The following is an 18,481-nucleotide window of genomic DNA, read 5'->3' as shown; positions in this document are numbered from 1 at the left end:
CATGACGATCATCAAACTCTCGATCGGCGTCGTGATCGCTGTCGCGCTCGCGGTCCTGCCGCTGAACTCCTCGCCGTACATCAACCAGCAGGTGGGGCTGGTCGCCGCCTATGCCGTGGCGCTGCTGGGGCTCGGCGTGATCTCCGGGCACGCGGGGCAGGTCTCGCTCGCACAGGCGACGTTCTTCGGCACCGGCGCGTACACCACCGCGATCTTCACCAACATGGGCGTGCCCGCCGTGGGCGCGCTCGTCGTCGCGTTCGTGATCCCCGGCGTGTTTGGCCTGCTCATGGCGATCCCCGCCGTGCGGCTGAAGGGCCACGCGCTCGCGATGATCACGCTCGCCGTCTCGCTCGTTGCCGACCCGCTGGCACGCCGGCTGGGATGGCTCACCGGCGGCGCAGTGGGCCTGCGCGCCGATCTCGGCCGCGCGCCGGAATGGTCGGGCCTGGCCAACGATCAGTGGCGGTACTACGTCGCGGTGATCGTGGCGGCGGTGGCGTTCCTGCTGGTGCGGAACATGCTCCACGGCAAGGTGGGGCGCCGGCTGGCGATGGTGCGCACGAATGAGGTCGTGGCGCAGTCGATGGGTATCGCGGTCCGTCGCGAGAAGACCACGGCGTTCGTGATCTCGGCGGGCCTGGGAGGCGTGGGCGGCTTCATCTTCGTCTACACCACCCAGTACGTCTCGGCCGACACCCTGAACTTCCTGCTGTCGATCATGTTCCTGGCGACCCTGGTCATCGGCGGTCTGCGCAGCCTTGCCGGCCCGGTGATCGGGGCGCTGTTCTACGTGTACATCCCGACGCTGGCCGGATCCGTGAGCCCCGAGCAGTCGTCGCTGATGTACGGCCTGGCGGTCGTCCTGGTCGTGCTGTTCCTCCCGGCGGGAATCGCCGGCCTGTTCAGCGTCCGGACCTGGCGCCGGCTGCTGCGGCGCCGACAGCGCTCGTCGGGCGGCGACACGCCGGCAGCCGCCGATGCGGATCGGCCCTTTGTCACCCCGCCTCAGTGACGCGGCACCCGAACATCCCTTCCCGAGAAGAAGAGATCACATGAAGAAATGGAGTCGATGATGATTCGGATAGGAAAGCGCCTCGCCGTCGCGACGGCGGCTGTCAGCATCCTGGCCATAGCCCTCACCGGGTGCGGCCGAGCCGACGACGGCGGCAACGGTAACAACGCGGACCAGGCGAAGTCCTCACCGGGGATCACGGACACGACGATCAAGCTCGGCGGCAGCTTCCCGCTGTCCGGACCGCTCTCACGCAACGGACAGACGCAGCTGGCCGCCACGAAGGCCTACATCGACGAGGTCAACGACGCCGGCGGCGTGAAGATGGGCGACGGTAAGACGCGCACGATCGACTTCGTGTACTACGACGACGCGTACGACCCGGCCCGTCTTGTGCAGAACTTCCGCCGCCTGGTCGACCAGGACCAGGTCTTCGGGACGTTCGGCATGTTCGGCACCGCGTCGAACCTCGCCGCGATGCCGGTGGCCAACGACCTGAAGGTGCCGCAGGTGTACCTCGGCACCGGCGCCGCAGTGTTCAGCCAGGACCGCAAGGCGAACCCGTACACCGTGGGCTGGTGGCCGACCTACCAGACCGAGGCCTCGACCTTCGGCAAGTACCTGGTCTCCCTCGACAAGCCGCTCAAGGTCGCCTTCCTCGCGCAAAACGACGACCAGGGCGACGCGTACCTGGAGGGTCTGAAGGCCTCGATCGAGGGCTCGAAGGTCACCCTGGTGAAGGAGGCCCGCTTCGCACCCACCGACACGGTGTACGACAGCCAGGTCTCGTCGCTGGCCGCGACCGGCGCGGACGCCCTGTTCTCCGGCGTGAACGTGCCCCCCGCGCAGAGCCGGGTCCTCGAGAAGCTCGGCGAGCTGCAGTGGCACCCGACGACGTACCTGCCGATCGTGTCGGCCGCGCGCAGCGTGGTCACTGCCGCGAAGGCCGGTGACTTCCTGCCTCAGCTGTACTCGGGCGCCTTCACGAAGGACCCGTGCGATGCCCAGTTCGAGAACGACGACGACGTGGTGCGGTACAAGAAGGTCATGAAGCAGCGCGACCCCAAGGTGGACGTCTGCTTCATCAACACGATCTTCGGCTGGGGGATGGCCGACTCCATGGTGAAGACCCTCGAGCAGACCAAGGCGCCGAACCGCGAGGCCTTCATGCAGGCGATCCAGGGGATGACCGACGAGAACATCGACCTGGTCCTCGACGACCTCTCCTTCGACGGCGGCGACGTGACCGTGCCCCCGATCTCGCACGTGGTGGTCCGCCACTTCGAGAACGGCGACTGGAAGAAGGTCTCGGTAGGCTGAGCCCTTCTGCCTCCCCACTGAACGATCGAGTCCGCCGGGTCTTTCCGGCGGGCTCGATCACCGTCTGAGGAGATCCTGTGACCCACCCCTCCGGTCGAGCCCGCCGTCTCGGCCCCGGCATGACGGCGGCGCTCGGCTACCTCGCGATGGCCGGCTCGCTGTCCACGGATCTGTATCTTCCGGCGTTCCCCGACATCGCCGGTGATCTGGGTGCGTCCGCGTCGGTCGTGCAGCTGACGCTGACCGCCTTCCTGGTCGGCTCGGCGCTCGGCCAGTTGGTCATCGGCTCGGTCTCGGATGTCTTCGGCCGGCGACGCACGCTCATCGCCGCGCTCGCCGTGTTCACGGCGTGCTGTTTCCTGGCCGCGGCCAGCCCCGTGATCGGGATGCTCGTCACGGTCCGGTGCATACAGGGATTCGCCGGCGCGGCCGGCTCCGTCCTCGCCCGCGCCGTGGTGTCCGACCTCAGCGCTCCCGAAGACGCCGTGCGGGCGTTCAGCCGGCTCTGGATTATGACCGCCCTGGGCCCGGCGGTCGCCAGCCCCCTCGGCGCCTGGTTGACCGAGGTCGGCGGCTGGCGCACCGCGCTGCTCGGACTGGCGGTCCTCGCGGCCGGGATGCTGACGACGGCGGCGCTCGCGATCCCCGAGAGCCTGCCGCCACAGCGGCGGCACCCGCCCACCCCCCGTGCGATCGGCCGGACGATGGCGCGGCTGCTCCGGGACCGCCGGTTCGTGGGATGGGTGATCTCCTTCGGCGCCGCGTACGCGGCCCTGATGAGCTACATCGGCTCGTCCTCATTCATCGTGCAGGACGTTCTCGGCATCTCGCCGTTCGGCTATGGGCTCACCTTCACCGCGACCTCGGTCGCCGTCATGGCCGGCGCCTGGCTCAGCGGCCGGCTTGCGGCACGGTGGCGGCCCGCACGCATCCTGCGCTTCGGCCAGCTGCTCGCGCTGAGCGCGGCGCTCGTCGCGGCAGCCCTCGCGGCGACGCAGTCGCTCACGCTGGTGACCTACCTGCCGCTGGTCGTCGCGTTCTGCGCGGGATGCGGCACGATGATGTCGACGGGGTCGGCGCTCGCGGTGGGTGCGGCGGGGCCGACGGCCGGCACCGGATCGGCGCTCCTGGGCTTCACGCAGTTCTTGATGGGGGCCATAGTGTCGCCGTTGGGCGGCATCGCGGGCACCACCACGGCCGTCCCCGCGACAATCGTGATGGCCGTGTCGCCGGCGATCGGCCTGATCGCGGCATCCCTCGCCGCCCGAGCCGCGGAGCCCGTGCGCTGAGCCGAGACTGGGATCGCCCGCGCCGGCGCACACAGCCGCGAAGGGAGTCGCGAATTCCCTCTTGCCTTTACCTATGCGCATAGGTAAAGTGTGGTCCAGTGAGACGCAGAGCAGCGCTCTCGGATGAGGAAGGACTCGACGTGGCACACATCGCGCCCGCACCCGATAAGACCGCGGCGTTGGAGCTGGTGGACGGCTTCTCGCTGGAGATGACCGGGAAGGATGTCCCGGGCCTGCAGGAAGCGGCGTCGGTGATCCCTGCCGGGACGAAGATCAATGTGACGTTCCTGGGCAATGAGGACCTCGAGATGCGGGTGGCCGCGTCCAAGGCGGTCAAGGATCTCGGGTTCGTCCCGGTCCCGCACATCTCGGCCCGGCGGCTGAAGAGCCAGGACCAGCTGGAGGAGTTCCTGGGCCGGCTGCAGGAGGTCGGCGCGACCGAGCACGTGTTCAGCGTCGGCGGCGACCCGGCCGTGCCGGAGGGCCCGTACCCGGATTCGCTGTCCGTGATCCGCACCGGCATCCTGCAGAAGTACGGGGTCAAGGAGGTCTCGATCGCCGGGTACCCGGAGGGGCACCCCGACATCAAGGACGACGTGCTGTGGCGGCACCTGGAGGACAAGTCCGCGGCGCTGAAGGAGCAGGGGCTGGATGCCGTGATCCTGACCCAGTTCTCGTTCGACACCGACCCGGTGATGGGCTGGATCAAGGACGTGCGTTCCCGCGGGATCGACACCGAGATCCGGATCGGAACGCCGGGACCGGCCGGCATCAAACGCCTGCTCGGCTTCGCCCGCCGGTTCGGGATCGGCGCGAACGCGATGATCGTGAAGAAGTACGGGTTCTCCCTGACGAACCTGATGGGCACCGCGGGACCGGACCGGTTCGTGTCCGACCTGTCCGCGCTGCTGGGCAAGGACGAGGCGGCCGGACCGGTGAAGCTGCACTTCTACACGTTCGGCGGCCTGCGGGCCACGTCCGAATGGGTGGCCGAGTACCGCGCCGCGCAGGCCTGAGGAGGATCACATGTCTCCGCATATCGAGTTGCGCGCAGATCACGCGTGCCTGATCGTGCACGGCCCCGACCAGCCGGGTCTGGTCGCGGCGGTGTCCGGACTGATCACCCGTAACCAGGGCAACATCGTCACCCTGGACCAATACACCAGTGACCCGGAGGGCGGCGCGTTCTTCCAGCGGGTGGTGTTCCACCGCCGGGACCTGGCCGCGTCCCTGCCGGAGATCGAAGCCGACCTGGGGGCCACACTGTCCCCGCTCGGGGTCAGCTGGACGATCACCGACCAGTCCATCCCCAAGCGGATGGCGATCCTCGCCTCCACATCCGACCACTGCCTGCTCGAGCTGCTGTGGCGGCACCGCCGCGGTGAGCTGCCGGTGACCATCCCGATGGTGATCAGCAACCACACCAACACCGCGGAAGACGTACGCTCCTTCGGTATCCCGTTCTTCCACGTCCCCTCCGCCGGCCCGGACAAGTCCGAGGCCGAGGCGAAGATCCTGGAACTGGTGCGGGGCAACGTCGACTTCCTGGTCCTGGCCCGGTACATGCAGATCATCAGCGAGGACTTCCTGGACCAGGTCGGGGTGCCGGTGATCAACATCCACCACTCCTTCCTGCCCGCCTTCATCGGCGCCGCCCCCTACCGGAAGGCCGCCGAACGCGGTGTGAAGCTGATCGGGGCGACATCCCACTACGTCACGAAGGACCTCGACGAGGGCCCCATCATCGAGCAGGACGTCGCCCGCGTGAACCACTCCATGAACGCCGCCGACCTGCAGGCCCGCGGCGCCTACGTGGAACGCGCCGTCCTGTCCCGCGCCGTGCAATGGCACGCCGAAGACCGCGTCATCCGACACGGCAACCACACCATCGTCTTCTGAACCCCAGAGACGAAAGCCCCAATCCACCCGAAGAAATCATGAAACAGAGAGGTTCCCATGGCTGACAACCTTCAGCAGCTGGTCGACCAGACAAACCCGGTCGAGCTTCTGCGCAACTCGAAGATCGGGTCGTACATCTACCCGGTCGTACCCGCCGACTTCACGCACTGGATCAAGGAGCAGAAGGCCTGGCGCGACACGGCGGTCCTCTACGACCAGTCGCACCACATGGACAACGTGTTCCTGAAGGGCTCCGACGCGATCAAGCTCATCAGCGACACCGCGATCAACTCGGTGTCGAACTTCCCCGTCGACCGCGCCAAGCAGTACGTGCCGACCACCTCCGGCGGCCACGTCATCGGCGACGGCATCCTGTTCCGTGAGGCCGAGGACGAGTACGTGTACGTCGGCCGCGCGCCGGCGTCGAACTGGCTGTGGTACCACGGTGAGACCGGCGGCTACCAGAACCTGGAGCTGACCGTCGACCGCCGCTCGAACTCGCGCCCCTACGGGCACAGCGTCTCGCGTCGCTACCACCGCTTCCAGATCCAGGGCCCGAACGCCTGGCAGGTCATCGAGAAGCTCAACGGCGGCCCGCTCGAGCAGCTGCGCTTCTTCAGCATGGCGACCATGACGATCGCCGGCCGCCAGGTGCGCACGCTGCGCCACGGCATGGCCGGTGCTCCGGGCCTGGAGATCTGGGGCCCGTACGAGGACCACGACGCCATCCGCGACGCCATCGTCGAGGCGGGCGCCGAGTTCGGTCTGCTGCCGGTCGGATCGCGTGCGTACCCGTCGAACACGCTGGAGTCCGGCTGGATCCCCTCGCCGCTGCCGGCCATCTACACCGGTGAGGCCGAGCGCGGCTACCGCGAGTGGCTGGGCGTGGACAGCTACGAGGCCACCGGCACGCTCGCCGGCTCGTTCGTCTCGGACAACATCGAGGACTACTACCTGACCCCGTGGGAGCTCGGGTACGGCTCGTTCGTGAAGTTCGACCACGACTTCATCGGCCGTGACGCCCTCGAGAAGGTCGACCCGGCCACGCAGCGCCGCAAGGTGACGCTGGCATGGGAGCCGGAGGACATGACGAAGCTGTACGCGTCGCTGTTCGACGTCGAGGGCCCGAGCTACAAGTTCTTCGACCTGCCGCTGGCCAACTACGGCTCGGCGAACTACGACTCGGTCGTGGACGCCGACGGCAACGTCGTGGGCTTCTCGATGTTCACCGGCTACAGCTCGAACGAGCGCCGCGCGCTGTCGCTGGCCACGGTCGACCCCGACGTTCCCGAGGGCGCCGAAGTCAAGGTGCTGTGGGGCGAGGACCCGAACACCTCCAAGGCGACGGTGGAGCCGCACAAGCAGCTCGCCGTGCGTGCCGTCGTCAGCCCCGTGCCGTACTCCACGGTCGCCCGCCAGACCTACCAGGGTGGATGGCGCACCGGGTACAAGCACGACTGACCTGCCGACCGCTGAACGCGGCGGGGTGCGGCCTCCGCCCCCGCCGCGTTCACATTTCAGGAAGTTCTGGCATTCCGGCCGCGTCATCGGCGTGTTCTCCGCGGCCGCTACAGAATTTCCTGTGGTGTGAACGTGCGGTTCCCGTCGATGTTGGCACGCCGAGGAAGGAGACGCATGAGTCTGCGTTACGCCCTGCTGGCGATCCTGCGCGTGGGCCCGCTGTCCGGCTACGACCTGCAGAAGCAGTTCTCGCAATCCGTCGGACACGTCTGGCATGCCCCCGACTCCCAGATCTACCCCGAGCTGCGCAAGATGGAGGCCGACGGTCTCATCGAGGGCGAGGAGCAGGTGCGCGGCGCCCGCGGCACGCGGCGTGTCTACCACGTCACGGCGGAGGGGGATGCCGCCTACCGCACGTGGATGGCGTCGCCGCTGGACTACCAGCGCGTGCGGGACCCCGCGCATCTGCGGGCGGCATACCTCGAGAACACGACCCCGGATGCCGCGCGTGACTTCCTGAACCGGCACGTCGCCTACTGGGAGAGCGAGCTCGAGCAGTTCGAGGGCGAGCTCAACCACATCGAGCACCTGAGCAACCCGATGCTCGTCCGCCGCCTCGAGATCACGCCGCCCGCCGAGCACGAGCGCACGCTCGCGTACAAGCGCTTCGCGTACGAAGGACTGGCCGAGCGCGCCCGCGGCGAGATCGCGTGGGCCCGGCGCGGGCTCAAGCTCGTCGACCGTCTGGAAGCCGCCGGCTGAGCATCGGAGGGATGCCGCGACGCGGCATCCCTCACCGCTGAACCGCTACGGGGACACCTCCTCGAACACCCGGTTCCGGGTGTGCGGGGCGAACTGGGCCAGGATCGACGCGACGATCAGGAACGACGAGATCAGCATGAGCGCCCAGAACACCGACAGGTGCGGGATCAGCGGCGCGAGGATGAGGATACCGATCCCACCGCCGATGTGGCCGACGCCGTCGACGATGGCGAAGCCGGTCGACCGCGCCCGGGTGGGGAAGCTCTCGATCGTCATCGCGTAGCTCGGCGAGACCCACAGGTTGAAGCCGGCGAAGATGATCATCGCGCCGATGAAGACGACGACCAGGGAGCTGCTGCCCACCGCGACGACGATAGCGCCGATGAACGTGACGACAGTCCCGATCGGCAGCCAGTAGCGACGCTCGAGCTTCTCCACGATGAAGGACATCACGACCGCCTCGATGATGAAGCCGAGCGATCCGACCGCCGCGATGATGCCGGCCTCGGGCGGGCTGAACTTCAGCGAGGTGAGCACCGACGTGAACCCTGCCGCGTAGGCGTACACCGTGATGTACCCGACGAGCCACATGAAGAACAGCAGGATGACGCGGCGAAGGTACACCGGGTTGCCGAAGATGTCGGCGTAGGGGACGCGCTTGGCCGGCGGCCAGTGCGTGGGCGTGCCCTGCAGGGCGGGCTCCGCCAGCGGCCCCTTGCGCAGCGCGCGCTGTTCCATCTGGTCCGCCAGGGTGGCGGCATCCGCGGTCCGCCCCTGCTGCAGCAGCCACCGCACCGACTCGGGCAGCTGGAACCGGAGGACGATCGCGATGATCGCCAGCGCGGCGCCGACCACGTACATCCAGCGCCAGCCGGTCTCCAGGCCCACAGCGAACGGCAACCCCATCGGCCACGGCGTGCTCGGCGTGGTGAGGATCAGTCCCAGCCAGATGCCGACGAACGCGCCGACCGCCGACATGATGAACACGACCGTCGTGAACTTCGCGCGGGACTGCTTCGGTGCGACCTCGCCGACGTACGTGTTCACTATCGCGAGGTCCGCACCGATGCCGATGCCGGTGATGGCGCGGGACACCACGAAGTTGGCGTAGTCCGGCGACAGGGCCGTGTACAGCGAGCCGAGCCCGGTGATCAGCATCGTGATCAACAGCATGTTCCGGCGCCCGATGCGGTCGGACAGCGGGCTGAGCACCAGGGTGCCCACGACGTATCCCAGCAGATTCAGGATCGTCGGCAGCGCCAGGTAGTTCAGCGCGGTCTCGGGCGTGCAGCCCGGAACCAGCTGCGTACACGTCTGCACGAACGACACGTTGATGTCGAAGATGTCATAGAACGTGAACAGGAACCCGAGTCCGATGATCGTCAGGAACGCGGGTGAGAGGGACCACGTCCTGATCCGGTCCAGCCGCGCCATCACCTGGCGCGATTCGTGCGGGATCGCCTCCCCGAGGCTCCCGCTGTCGGCGGCACCCACCGTGCCGGCCGTCCCGCTCATGATGCCTTCCCCGTACACCGCATGACCGTACCCCTTTCACCGCATTGTGATGAGTTCCGTCAGGATCGGTGACGCACGACGGTGTGGGATCGCATCGGGTCGGACATCGCCGGCGCGCATCGAAGCTGCCGAGCGGTTGGAAACTTACCACCGCGCACCCCGTGGCACCGGATCAGCGCGCGGCGATCCGATTCCGTGTCGTCGCCCCTAGAACACGTACTCCATGAGCTCGACGCCGAGCGTGCGGAACGCCTCGTGCGCTCGCAGCCGGTGCATGATCGACAGGTCGTCGAAGCACACCGTCAGCGCGTAGGACAGGCCCGCGCGCGGGCCCGCGATGACGCCCGCTTCGGCACGGATGCCGGCATCCCGGCCGGTCTTGTTGATGAACAGCAGCCCGTGCTCGTCGTTGAAGTGCGCGAACGGGTCGAGGCCGGTCGCGGATGCCACCAGGGACAAGTCGTGGTTCAGGCTCAGCCACTCGGCGACCTGGGCGCTGACGGCGGGGGTGACCACTTCGGAGTTCACGAGCGCCGCGAACAGGTGCGCGAGTTCGCGCGTGGTGCCGAGAGCGACCTGCGGCGCGTCATCCGGGCCGCGCACGTCGCGGAACCGGTCGATCAGCGCGGACCGCTCCAGTCCCAGCTGCTCGATCCGGTCGCGAACGGCCGGCAGACCGACCTTGGCCATGAGGGCGTTCGCGGCGGACGCGTCACCGCCGCCGGCGGCCAGCACCGCGAGGTCCACGATGGGCAGCGCGGGCGCCTTCAGATGCTGCCACAGGCCGCCCACCTCGACCCGGTCGATGGTGCCGCGGTCGATGATCTCCAGCGCGTCCAGCGTGCCCGCGTCGATCTCCGCCGCCACCTCGATCAGCAGCGGCACGATGCCCAGGCCCGCCACCGGCAGCGTGACGAAATCGTCTCCGCTGATGACCGCGGTGCCGCGGTCCAGATCGTCGACGCGGACCGAGACCTTCGCCCCCGTCGCGGCGAGCTCGTCCAGCGCCTTCAGCGTCGAGGTGAAGGTGCGTCGTCCGGCTGCCGTTCTCCGGGGCAGTCGTCTGCTGCTGCGTCGTGACCCCCGAAGCGACGCCGTGTCCCTGGGGGGTTCTGCGGGCGTACCCACGCTGTTCCTTCCCGATCATTGTGGGTCCTTCGTGCGCGCGGTCACGCGCACGTGTTCTGTTCAGTTGTCTGCGTCAGAGCCGGGGATGCCGTGGCATCCGGTCACCAGATGGTGACCCGCTCGGCGGCCGGCAGCCAGAGCCTGTCGGATTCGGTCACCCCGAACGCATCGTAGAACGCATCCACGTTGCGCACTATCTGGTTGCACCGGAACTCGTTGGGCGAATGCGGGTCGATCGTCAGCAGGCGGATGGTCTCGGCATCCCGGCCTTTCTGCCGCCACACCTGGCCCCAGCTCAGCAGCAGCCGCTGGATGCCGGTGTAGCCGTCGATCTCGGGCGCCTCGGCGTCGGCCAGGGCGAGTGCATACGCCTTGATCGCGATGCCGAGGCCACCGAGGTCGCCGATGTTCTCGCCGATCGTGAGCGCCCCGTTGACGTGGTTGTCGTCGGGCAGCCCTGCCGGCACGAGCGCGTCGTACTGGGCGATGAGGCTCTTGGTCCGCTCCTCGAACGCGGCGCGGTCCTCATCGGTCCACCAGTCCTCGAGCTTGCCGTCGCCGTCGTAGCGGCTGCCCTGGTCGTCGAAGCCGTGCCCGATCTCGTGCCCGATGACCGATCCGATGCCGCCGTAGTTCGCGGCGGCATCCCGCTGCGCGTCGAAGAACGGGTACTGCAGGATCGCCGCCGGGAACACTATCTCGTTCATCAGCGGGTTGTAGTAGGCGTTGACCGTCTGCGGGGTCATGAACCACTCGTCGCGGTCGATCGGCGCGCCGACCTTGGCCAGCTGACGATCGTGCTCGAACACGTGCGCGCGGCGGACGTTGCCGACGAGATCGGCCGCGTCGATGTGCAGCGCCGAATAGTCGCGCCACTTCACCGGATACCCGATCTTCGGGGTGAAGGCGTCGAGCTTGCCGAGCGCCCGCTGGCGCGTTTCCGGGCTCATCCACTCCAGGTCGGCGATGCTGCTCCGGTACGCCTCGATGAGATTGCCGACCAGCTCGTCCATCGCCTCCTTCGCGGCGGGCGGGAAGTGGCGCTCCACATACACGCGGCCCACGCCCTCGCCCATCGCGGCCTCGACGATGCCGACGCCGCGCTTCCAGCGCTCCCGGTTGACCGGCACGCCGGTGAGCTGTGTGCCGTAGAACGCGAAGTTCTCGTCGACGAGCTCGTCGGTGAGGAACGGCGCCGCGGCGTGCACGATCTTGAAGCGCAGCCACGCCTTCCAGTCCTCGAGGCGCTCGTCCACCAGCAGCGACCCGAGCCCCTCGAGGAAGCTGGGCTGGTACACGACGACCTCGGCGAACGCGTCCTCGCGACCGGGCGCGACAGTGGCGCGCCACGGTGCGAGGTCGATGCCGGCGAGAGCCGTCAGCTCGTCCCAGGTCTTCAGGTTGTACGTCGCGACAGCGTCGCGGCTGCGCACGTTGTCCCAGTGGTGGCCTGCGATGTCGGCTTCCAGCGCGAAGATGCGCTCGGCGGCGGATGTCGCGTCCGCGACGCCCGCGATTTCGAGGATCCGGGCGATGTGGCCGCGGTAGGCGTCCCGTGTGGTGGCGAAGCTGTCGAGACGGAAATAGCTTTCGTCGGGCAGCGTGATGCCGGCCTGGATCAGGAACGGCACATACCGCTCGGGGTTGCCGGGGTCGGGCTCGACATACAGGTCGATGAGGCCGCCGACGCCGTCGCGCTCCAGGCGGCCCACGGCCGCGAGGAACGCGGGGATCGAGTCGATCCCGTCCACGTCGGCCAGCTGCGCGGCGATCGGCTCGGTGCCCAACGCTGCCGTCCGTTCGGTGTCCATGAAGCTGGTGTACAGGTCGCCGACCTTGCGGGCCTCGGTACCGGGCGCAGCATCCTGCGACTCCTCGATGATGCCGCGGACATCCTTCTCCGCCTGCTCGGCGAGGAAGTGGAACGAGCCCCATCGCGCCTTGTCGTCGGGGATCTCGGTCGTCGAGATCCAGGTGCCGTTGACGTGGCGGAACAGGTCGTCCTGCGGGCGGATGTCTGTGCTGAACGCGTCGATCTCCAGGCCCGAACGGGGGGTGTCGGTCATCCTTCCAGAATAGGCCGCCCCGGCGACGCCGGTGGGGTGCGCTCCGGCGAATCCGGTCCCCGCCGATGTCCACGGCGAGTCTTACGCTGGAGCGAAGACGAGGAGGCCGACATGAAGACACTGACCGACCGACCGCACACCGCGCTGCTCGTGGTGGACGTCCAGAACGACGTGGTGGAGGGGGCGTACGCGCGAGACGACGTCGTCGCTCACATCCGCGACCTCGTCGAGCGGGCTCGCACGGCGGACACGCCGGTGGTGTGGGTGCAGCATCAGGATGAGGAGCTGGTGCCCGGCACGGCGGGGTGGCGGATCGTCCCCGAGCTGGTGCCGGATGCCGCCGAGTCCGTGGTCCACAAGGAGTACGGCGACGCGTTTGAGGGGACCGACCTGGAAGACGTGCTCACCCGGCTCGGGGTGGGCCGCCTCATCGTGAGCGGCGCCGAGACCGACGCCTGCATCCGCTCCACGATCCACGGCGCGTTCACCCGGGGGTATGACACCACCCTGGTGGGCGACGCGCACACGGCCGGCGACAAGTCCGCATGGGGCGCGCCGCCGGTCCCGCAGGTGATCGCCCACACGAACATGTACTGGTCGGGTCAGGGGGCGCCGGGGCGGACGGCCGCGGTGGTCGCGGCATCCGACGTCGCCTTCACCGAGGGCTGAGGCTCGGCGGGTCGGGGTCCCTCCCTGAGCCGAGTCCTGCTCCGCGGTGTGCGCATCGGCGGGGAAGTCGACCGTCCCCGTAGGCTCGGATCGTGCGCACCACCGACACGCTGAACCGCGACATCCTGCGGCTCGCCGTGCCGGCGCTGGGCGCCCTCATCGCCGAGCCGCTGTTCCTCATCGTCGACTCCGCCCTGGTCGGCCACCTCGGGGTGGTGCCGCTGGCCGCGCTGGGCATCGCGTCGGCGGTGCTGCAGACGATCGTCGGTCTCATGGTGTTCCTCGCCTATTCGACGACGCCCGCGGTGGCCCGGCGCTTCGGCGCGGGCGACACGCCGAGGGCGGTATCGGTCGGCATCGACGGGATGTGGCTGGCGCTGGGGCTCGGGGCCCTGCTCGCGTTGGTCGGCTACCTGTCCACGCCGGCGCTTGTGGCGCTGTTCGGCGCGGGACCCGAGGTCGCCGCCGACGCCCGCACGTACCTCGGGATCTCGATGTGGGGCTTGCCGGCGATGCTCATCGTGTTCGCCGCGACCGGGCTGCTGCGGGGGCTGCAGGACACCGTCACACCGCTGTGGGTCGCCGGGACCGGCTTCGCGCTGAACGCGGCGCTGAACGCGCTGTTCATCTACGGCCTCGGCTGGGGCATCGCCGGCTCCGCGGCGGGGACCGTCGTCGCGCAGTGGAGCATGGTGGCCGCGTACGTGGCGGTGGTCGGGCGCCTCGCGCGACGGCACCGCGCCAGGCTCCGGCCGCAGCGCGACGGCGTGCGGGGCTCGGCACGCTCGGGAATGTGGATGTTCCTGCGCACCGTGTCACTGCGACTCGCGCTGCTGTCGACGGTGGCCGTGGCGACGGCGTTCGGCACCCACGAACTGGCGGGATGGCAGGTCGCGTTCACGATATTCTCGACGGCGGCGTTCGCCCTGGACGCGCTCGCTATCGCCGCGCAGGCGCTGATCGGTAAGAGCCTCGGCGCCGGATCGATCAGCCACGTGCGACGGGTGCTGCGGCGCACGCTGGCCTGGGGGGCGGGGTTCGGGGTCGTCGTCGGCGTCGCCATCGGGCTCGGCTCGGGATGGATCGGGATGCTGTTCACCGGCGACGCCGCGCTCGCCGCCCTCGTGCAGCCGGCCCTCGTGGTCCTGGCGATCGCGCAGCCGGTGTGCGGCGTCGTGTTCGTCCTGGACGGCGTGCTGATCGGCGCGAACGACGCCCGCTATCTCGCGGTGGCCGGCGGGCTGAACCTCGTGGTATACCTCCCGGTGCTCGCGGCGCTGGGACTGTGGCATCCGGGCGGAGCCGACGGACTCACGTGGCTGGCCGTCGCGTTCTTCGGCGTGTACATGCTCGCCCGCCTCCTCACGCTGGGCTGGCGCATCCGACGCCCCGCGTGGATGGCCCAGCCCGCGTGAGGCGCATTCGGCTCACGCGCATCGGCCAGCGACTCGAGGGCTGACCGCAGCGAGATCGACAGATCGATCGGCGGCCCGACTCGACCGCGATGTGCCGGCGTTGATGCGTCACACGTTCGGCATGGACCGCGGCTGGGCCCAGCGGCGGCACCATTCGTACATGATCACCGCCGCGGCGGCGCTCGCATTGATCGAGCGGGTCGAGCCGTACTGCGTGATCTCGACGAGCGAGGCGGCGGCATCCAGCGCCTCCGAGGAAAGGCCCGGGCCCTCCTGCCCGAACAGGAGCACGCACTGTTCGGGAAGCCCGGCATCCTGCACGGGGACGGCGCCGGGGAGGTTGTCGACGGCGATGACGGGGATGGATGCCGCCGCCGCCCACTGCGCGAAGGTGGCGACATCCGGGTGATGGACGACGTGCTGGTAGCGGTCGGTGACCATCGCGCCGCGGCGGTTCCACCGGCGCTTGCCGATGATGTGCACGGTGTTGGCCCCGAACGCGTTGGCGCTGCGCACTATCGAGCCGATGTTCATGTCGTGCTGCCAGTTCTCGATCGCGACATGGAACGGATGCCGGTGCTCGTCGAGGTCGGCGACGATGGCCGCCATCCGCCAGTACCGGTACCGGTCGATGACGTTGCGGTGATCGCCGTGCGCCAGCAGGTCGGTGTCGTACCGCTCGTCGGCGGGCCATGCCTGCGCACCACCCGGCCACGGACCGACGCCGTGCGCGGGCTCGGCCTGGTCGGTGGTCACGATTCCAGGGTAGCCGCGGCGCAGCCGGCCCTCCCCCGACCCGGCCCTCGGCCGAGGCGAGGACTCGTCCGCGGCCTGACCCTCGGCCGGGGCGAGGAGATCGGCCGAGGCGAGGATGCTGTCGCGGCATCCGGTCCTCGCCTCGTCCATTCCCCTCGGCCCAGCCGAGGGCGGGTCTTTCGGCATACCGAAAACAAGGCTAGGATTTCGGTATGCCGAAAGCAACGGAGAGTGTGCCCCGCGCGCTGACGCGCGAGAGCCGGCCGGTCGCGCACGGCCGGCATCCCTCCGGTGGCGGGGCGTCCGTTCCCCGTGTGTCATGGCTGCTGGGCCCGGCGCTGGTCGCGGGTGTCGCCTACCTCGATCCGGGCAACGTCGCGAGCAATATGACCGCCGGCGCGCAGTACGGCTACCTGCTCGTCTGGGTCGTCGTGCTCGCGAACCTCATCGCGTGGCTCGTGCAGTACCTGTCGGCGAAGCTCGGCGTGGTCACCGGGCAGAGTCTGCCGGAGCTGCTGGGCCAGCGCATCCGGCGGCCGTGGGCGCGACGGCTGTACTGGGTTCAGGCGGAGCTCGTCGCGGTGGCCACGGATGTCGCGGAGGTCATCGGCGGAGCGGTCGCGCTGCAGCTGCTGTTCGGGTTGCCGCTGGTGTGGGGCGGGATCATCACGGGGACCGTGTCGCTGCTGCTGCTCGTGCTGCACTCGCGGCGCGGCCCGCGCACGTTCGAATTCGTCGTGATCGGCCTGGTCGCCGTGATCACCATCGGCTTCGTCGCCGGTGTGTTCGTGGCGCCGCCGAGCGCCGACGGTGTCTTCGGCGGGATGCTGCCGCGGTTCGCGGACGCGGGATCCGTGCTGCTGGCGGCATCCATCCTCGGCGCGACGATCATGCCGCACGCCATCTACGCCCACTCCGCCCTGGCCCGGGACCGCTTCGCGGCGGATGCCACGCCGGTGCCGCGGCTGCTGCGCGCCACCCGCTGGGACGTCTCCGTCGCGATGCTGGTCGCCGGCGCGGTGAACCTGTGCATCCTGCTGCTGGCGGCGGCGAACCTCGCCGGCGTCGCCGGGACGAGTTCGCTCGAGGGCGCGCATGCGGCCCTCAGCGAGGGCCTCGGCCCGGTCATCGCCACACTGTTCGCGGTGGGCCTGCTCGCCAGCGGCCTGGCCAGCACGTCGGTCGGCGCGTATGCCGGCGCCGAGATCATGCACGGCCTGCTGCATATCCGCGTTCCTCTTGTGCTGCGCCGGCTCGTGTCGCTCCTGCCGGCGCTCGCGCTGCTGGGTGCGGGCGCGGATCCGACGCTGTCCCTCGTGCTCAGCCAGGTGGTGCTGTCGTTCGGCATCCCGTTCGCGCTCATCCCGCTGGTCCGCCTCACTGCCCGCGCCGACGTGCTCGGCCGGCACCGCAACCGGCCGCTGACGACGGTGCTCGGCGTGCTGGCATCCATCTTCCTCATCGCCCTGAACGGCGTGCTGCTGGTGCTCGTCCTCACGGGCGCGTGAACGCGCGCAGGTAGCCTGGAGTGGTGGCTTCCCCCGCCGTCGACGACTACCTCAAGACGATCTACCACCACACCGAGTGGCAGGACGAGCGCATCACGCCGTCGCAACTGGCCGCGGTGCTCGGGCTGGCGCCGTCCAGCGTGACCGAGATGGTGCAGAAGCTGGCGGCGCAGGGCCTGGTCACGCATCGCCCGTACGGGCCGATCGCGCTGACCACGGAGGGCACATATCGTGCGGCGGCGATCATCCGTCGGCACCGCCTGGTCGAGACGTGGCTGGTCAGCGAGTTCGGATACGCGTGGGACGAGGTGCACGACGAGGCCGAGATCCTCGAGCACGCGATCAGCGATCGGCTGCTCGCCCGAATCGACGACCGGCTCGGACATCCACGCGTCGACCCGCACGGGGATGCCATCCCCGACCCCGACGGCCGCGTGCACCGCGAGGATTTCGTCCTGCTCGCCGACGCGGCTCCCGGGCACCGCGGCCGCGTGCTGCGGGTGAGCGACCGCGACCCCCAACTGCTGCGCGCGGTGGAGGATGCCGGGCTGCACATCGGCTGCCGCATCGAAGTGGTCGACCCGCACACGGTGCGCGTCGAGGATGCCGCGCCCGTCGCGATCCCCGACGGCGCCGTCGCCGCGGTCTGGCTCACCGCCTGAACGGTTCCGAGTCGCAGGACCCGCTCAGCGCAGCCGGCGCCGCGCGCGCGCCGCCTTCTCGAACGGCCACCGGATCCGGGTCGCGTCCTCGCAGTACTCCCACAGCCGGGTGCCGAGCTCGAGACCGCGCGTGAGCTGCGCCGGCCGCCCCGGCCGCGGCCCACCGTGCAGCACGTAGCGCGGCCCGACGAACTCGCCGCCCGAGATCGCCGGGTCCACCAGGGCCCGCACGAGGCTGTGCGCGCCGCGCTCCTTCGACTGTGAGAACGGCGCCTGCAGGTTGTCCACGAAGCGCGTCAGGCGGGTCGGCTCGTTCACGCCGCGCACGCCCGCGGTGCGGCCGCTGATCGCGTATCCGGGATGGGCGACGACGCTGGATGCCGGGACCCCTGCGGCGCGCAGTCGGCGGTCGGCCTCGAGCCCGAGCACCGTCGTTGCCACTTTCGACTGCACATAGGCGCGCCACGGGGTGTATCCCTCCGCGAGCTCGGGATCGGCCGGTTCCCTCGCGCCCAGCGACGTCGACATGCTGCCGAGCCACACCATCCGGCCGTTCACGACGGCGAGGTTCTGCAGCAGCTCACCGGCGAGCGCGAAATGCCCCAGCACGTTCGTCGTGAACACGAGCTCGTGCCCGCCGGCGGTGCGCCGCTGGCGCGGGGGATGCACGATGCCGGCGTTCAGGAGCAGGCCGTGCAGGGGCCCGCGGGTGCGGGCGGTGGCGGCCGCGGCGCGGATCGAGCCGAAGTTGCTCGTGTCCAGCAGCAGCGTCTCGACGGTGCCCAGTCCGGCATCCCCCACCCGCCGCTCGACGGCGGCGTGCGCGGCGGCGAGCCGGTTCGGGTGCCGGCCGGTCATGATCACGTGCGCGCCCGCGCGAACGAGCTGCTCGGTGGAGAAATATCCCAGGCCACGCGTGGAACCGGTCACGAGGTACCGCCTGCCCTCGAGGTTCGGCAGGTGCTCGGTGTCCCACCGGGTTCGCGCCACAACACGAGCCTAGGCCCCACGGCCCC

General features: G+C 69.5%; 16 protein-coding genes. 11 read left to right on the top strand and 5 right to left on the bottom strand.

Annotation, left to right across the window (positions count from 1 at the left end; genetic code table 11):
• Window position 1: 1 nt before the first annotated feature.
• From GH740_RS04630 to GH740_RS04600, 7 genes are all read left to right on the top strand, one after another.
• A complete protein-coding gene (locus GH740_RS04630) occupies window positions 2–1,015 on the top strand; it encodes a branched-chain amino acid ABC transporter permease (protein ID WP_172978282.1) in 1,014 nt (337 codons plus the stop codon).
• Window positions 1,016–1,072: 57 nt separating this feature from the next.
• On the top strand, window positions 1,073–2,335 hold the full coding sequence (locus tag GH740_RS04625; protein ID WP_172978281.1) for an ABC transporter substrate-binding protein: 1,263 nt from the start codon (window positions 1,073–1,075) through the stop codon (window positions 2,333–2,335).
• A 77-nt stretch (window positions 2,336–2,412) separates the two neighbouring features.
• A complete protein-coding gene (locus GH740_RS04620; protein ID WP_153744819.1) occupies window positions 2,413–3,624 on the top strand; it encodes a multidrug effflux MFS transporter in 1,212 nt (403 codons plus the stop codon).
• A 209-nt stretch (window positions 3,625–3,833) separates the two neighbouring features.
• Window positions 3,834–4,640: a methylenetetrahydrofolate reductase gene (locus GH740_RS04615; protein ID WP_153745003.1), complete on the top strand. Its 807-nt coding sequence runs from the start codon at window positions 3,834–3,836 to the stop codon at window positions 4,638–4,640.
• Between the two features lie 10 nt (window positions 4,641–4,650).
• Complete coding sequence (gene purU / locus GH740_RS04610; protein WP_153744818.1) at window positions 4,651–5,523, top strand: formyltetrahydrofolate deformylase; 873 nt, start codon at window positions 4,651–4,653, stop codon at window positions 5,521–5,523.
• Window positions 5,524–5,580: 57 nt separating this feature from the next.
• The gene (locus GH740_RS04605) at window positions 5,581–6,984 is read left to right on the top strand and encodes an aminomethyltransferase family protein (protein WP_153744817.1); all 1,404 of its coding nucleotides are present in this window, start codon (window positions 5,581–5,583) and stop codon (window positions 6,982–6,984) included.
• 174 nt (window positions 6,985–7,158) lie between these two features.
• Complete coding sequence (locus GH740_RS04600) at window positions 7,159–7,746, top strand: PadR family transcriptional regulator (RefSeq protein WP_153744816.1); 588 nt, start codon at window positions 7,159–7,161, stop codon at window positions 7,744–7,746.
• A gap of 45 nt (window positions 7,747–7,791) precedes the next feature.
• Here GH740_RS04600 and GH740_RS04595 read toward each other — a convergent pair whose 3' ends face one another.
• The 3 genes from GH740_RS04595 to GH740_RS04585 all read right to left on the bottom strand — a co-directional run bounded on the left by GH740_RS04595 (window position 7,792) and on the right by GH740_RS04585 (window position 12,455).
• Complete coding sequence (locus tag GH740_RS04595) at window positions 7,792–9,261, bottom strand: MFS transporter (protein WP_153744815.1); 1,470 nt, start codon at window positions 9,259–9,261, stop codon at window positions 7,792–7,794.
• 207 nt (window positions 9,262–9,468) lie between these two features.
• A complete protein-coding gene (locus GH740_RS04590; RefSeq protein ID WP_367640641.1) occupies window positions 9,469–10,389 on the bottom strand; it encodes a serine hydrolase in 921 nt (306 codons plus the stop codon).
• A gap of 101 nt (window positions 10,390–10,490) precedes the next feature.
• Window positions 10,491–12,455 carry a M13 family metallopeptidase gene (locus GH740_RS04585; RefSeq protein WP_153744814.1) on the bottom strand — a complete coding sequence of 655 codons (1,965 nt, stop codon included), beginning with the start codon at window positions 12,453–12,455 and terminating at the stop codon, window positions 10,491–10,493.
• 111 nt (window positions 12,456–12,566) lie between these two features.
• Between GH740_RS04585 and GH740_RS04580 the strand changes: the two genes are divergently transcribed.
• Together GH740_RS04580 and GH740_RS04575 are read left to right on the top strand one after the other, a co-directional pair.
• Window positions 12,567–13,124, top strand: coding sequence for an isochorismatase family protein (locus GH740_RS04580; RefSeq protein ID WP_153744813.1), 558 nt, complete (start codon window positions 12,567–12,569; stop codon window positions 13,122–13,124).
• A 92-nt stretch (window positions 13,125–13,216) separates the two neighbouring features.
• Window positions 13,217–14,539 carry an MATE family efflux transporter gene (locus GH740_RS04575; RefSeq protein ID WP_367640638.1) on the top strand — a complete coding sequence of 441 codons (1,323 nt, stop codon included), beginning with the start codon at window positions 13,217–13,219 and terminating at the stop codon, window positions 14,537–14,539.
• 108 nt (window positions 14,540–14,647) lie between these two features.
• On the opposite strand, the gene GH740_RS04570 is transcribed toward GH740_RS04575, so the two are convergent.
• The gene (locus tag GH740_RS04570) at window positions 14,648–15,295 is read right to left on the bottom strand and encodes a TrmH family RNA methyltransferase (protein ID WP_367640636.1); all 648 of its coding nucleotides are present in this window, start codon (window positions 15,293–15,295) and stop codon (window positions 14,648–14,650) included.
• Window positions 15,296–15,507: 212 nt separating this feature from the next.
• Between GH740_RS04570 and GH740_RS04565 the strand changes: the two genes are divergently transcribed.
• Complete coding sequence (locus tag GH740_RS04565; RefSeq protein WP_153744811.1) at window positions 15,508–16,803, top strand: Nramp family divalent metal transporter; 1,296 nt, start codon at window positions 15,508–15,510, stop codon at window positions 16,801–16,803.
• Window positions 16,804–16,826: 23 nt separating this feature from the next.
• Window positions 16,827–17,465 carry a metal-dependent transcriptional regulator gene (locus tag GH740_RS04560; protein ID WP_367640634.1) on the top strand — a complete coding sequence of 213 codons (639 nt, stop codon included), beginning with the start codon at window positions 16,827–16,829 and terminating at the stop codon, window positions 17,463–17,465.
• Window positions 17,466–17,489: 24 nt separating this feature from the next.
• Here the strand turns inward: GH740_RS04560 and GH740_RS04555 are convergent, their stop codons facing one another.
• Window positions 17,490–18,455, bottom strand: coding sequence for an SDR family NAD(P)-dependent oxidoreductase (locus GH740_RS04555; RefSeq protein WP_367640632.1), 966 nt, complete (start codon window positions 18,453–18,455; stop codon window positions 17,490–17,492).
• Between the last annotated feature and the right edge of the window lie 26 nt (window positions 18,456–18,481).

It is taken from the genome of Microbacterium sp. SYP-A9085 (assembly GCF_009649635.1).
Taxonomy (GTDB): domain Bacteria; phylum Actinomycetota; class Actinomycetes; order Actinomycetales; family Microbacteriaceae; genus Microbacterium.
This window is presented reverse-complemented; position numbering and strand designations above follow the sequence as displayed.

Bases quoted from the DNA above. Each gene is read 5' to 3' on its own strand.
- GH740_RS04630 (WP_172978282.1), top strand. From the start codon at position 2: ATGACGATCATCAAACTCTCGATCGGCGTCGTGATCGCTGTCGCGCTC.
- purU (WP_153744818.1), top strand. From the start codon at position 4,651: ATGTCTCCGCATATCGAGTTGCGCGCAGATCACGCGTGCCTGATCGTG.
- GH740_RS04605 (WP_153744817.1), top strand. From the start codon at position 5,581: ATGGCTGACAACCTTCAGCAGCTGGTCGACCAGACAAACCCGGTCGAG.
- GH740_RS04580 (WP_153744813.1), top strand. From the start codon at position 12,567: ATGAAGACACTGACCGACCGACCGCACACCGCGCTGCTCGTGGTGGAC.
- GH740_RS04615 (WP_153745003.1), top strand. From the start codon at position 3,834: ATGACCGGGAAGGATGTCCCGGGCCTGCAGGAAGCGGCGTCGGTGATC.
- GH740_RS04625 (WP_172978281.1), top strand. From the start codon at position 1,073: ATGATGATTCGGATAGGAAAGCGCCTCGCCGTCGCGACGGCGGCTGTC.
- GH740_RS04585 (WP_153744814.1), bottom strand. From the start codon at position 12,455: ATGACCGACACCCCCCGTTCGGGCCTGGAGATCGACGCGTTCAGCACA.
- GH740_RS04600 (WP_153744816.1), top strand. From the start codon at position 7,159: ATGAGTCTGCGTTACGCCCTGCTGGCGATCCTGCGCGTGGGCCCGCTG.
- GH740_RS04595 (WP_153744815.1), bottom strand. From the start codon at position 9,261: ATGAGCGGGACGGCCGGCACGGTGGGTGCCGCCGACAGCGGGAGCCTC.
- GH740_RS04565 (WP_153744811.1), top strand. From the start codon at position 15,508: ATGCCGAAAGCAACGGAGAGTGTGCCCCGCGCGCTGACGCGCGAGAGC.